1 protein-coding gene is annotated in these 1311 nt (G+C 31.8%); it reads right to left on the reverse strand.

Annotated features, from left to right (window positions below):
- Positions 1-39: 39 nt before the first annotated feature.
- Positions 40-1271, reverse strand: a protein-coding gene (locus tag CX675_RS19630; RefSeq protein WP_370277926.1) for an IS3 family transposase whose coding sequence is annotated in 2 segments (ribosomal slippage) — positions 40-923 and positions 923-1271 — 1233 coding nt in all. Because the reading frame shifts where the segments join, the coding sequence is not laid out codon by codon here.
- Positions 1272-1311: the final 40 nt, after the last annotated feature.

The raw sequence follows: 1311 nt of genomic DNA on the forward strand, positions 1-1311 counted from the left end.
TGAGTCGTCCTAAAATAGATTGACAAGTTTTACAATAAATTAATTAAAACCAGTGAAGCTAGCTTCACTGGTTTTTTCGTATACAAAGTTAGGTGTTTCCATGTTTAAACTCAAATGAGGTCTTCTAGAATTATAGCATTCTACAGATTCTCTAATTAACTGATTAAGTTGACTCCCTGATTTGCATTTATAAAAGAGGAATTCCTGTTTTAAAATTCCATTTATTCTTTCTGCTAACGCATTTTGATAACAATCATAACCATCAGTCATTGAAGTAATAATATTATTTTTATTTAATTCATTTTGATAAATCTGAGAACAATACTGTAAACCTCTGTCTGAATGATGTATCAGTTTAAGGTTGTTTTTTCTGTTTTTTATGGCCATTTTCAAAGCCTTAAGCACATTCTCTACACACATATCATCACTTAAATGATAGCCAACTATTTTTCGGCTATAAACATCTGTAACCAGCGACAGATAATGAGTTCTTTCTTTCGATTTTAGATAAGTTATATCGCTAACAAAGACTTGTTCTGCTCTAGAGATATTTATATCCTTTAATAAATTAGGATATTTACGTAACCAGTGTTTAGAGAAAGTTGTTTTAGTATAGTTTTTCATCGGTTTAACTAGCATTTGTTCTCTTTTTAAATAAGCAAAAAAAGCATCTCTTCCGATTTTAATTCCATTCTCATTAAAGGATTGTTCTAGTAAAAAATAAAGTTTTCTTGTACCTAATCGAGGCATTATTCTTCTTTGTCTTTCAACCAATTGTTTTACTTTTAATAATTCTTCCTCTCGTGCTAAATAACGTGCTTCCTGTTGATAAATGGCTTGTCGGCTTATCCCAAACAATCTGCAAGCTCTAGACATACTTATGCCTTGTTCTTGTTGGATGCGTCGGATGGTTTGGGAGAAAACTTTTTTCTAATCTGGGTTCCATATTGACTGTCAGAAATGTCAATCATAGTATTAAGAATGGTATTCTTTAGCTTCTCATCAGCTAATTCTTTCTCTAATCTCTTAATAATTTGGGCGGGAGTTTCTTTCGATTTTGACATAAACAAAATATTGGCTTTACTCCAATCTAAAGTACCAAATTTTCTTAACCAAACCAAAACTGTACTTCTTCCTTGAATCCCATACTTCTTTTGAGCTTGCTTATAGGTAAATTCGCCTTTTTCTACTTGAGAAACAACCGCTAATTTAAAGCCTAAATTATAATCGCGTTGGGTGCGCTTTTCTTCTTTGTTTGCTAGTCTATTCATAATAAGTCGATTTTGTGTCAACTTATTTCAGGACGGGACA

This window comes from Flavobacterium sp. J27 (genome assembly GCF_004303025.1).
GTDB lineage: Bacteria > Bacteroidota > Bacteroidia > Flavobacteriales > Flavobacteriaceae > Flavobacterium.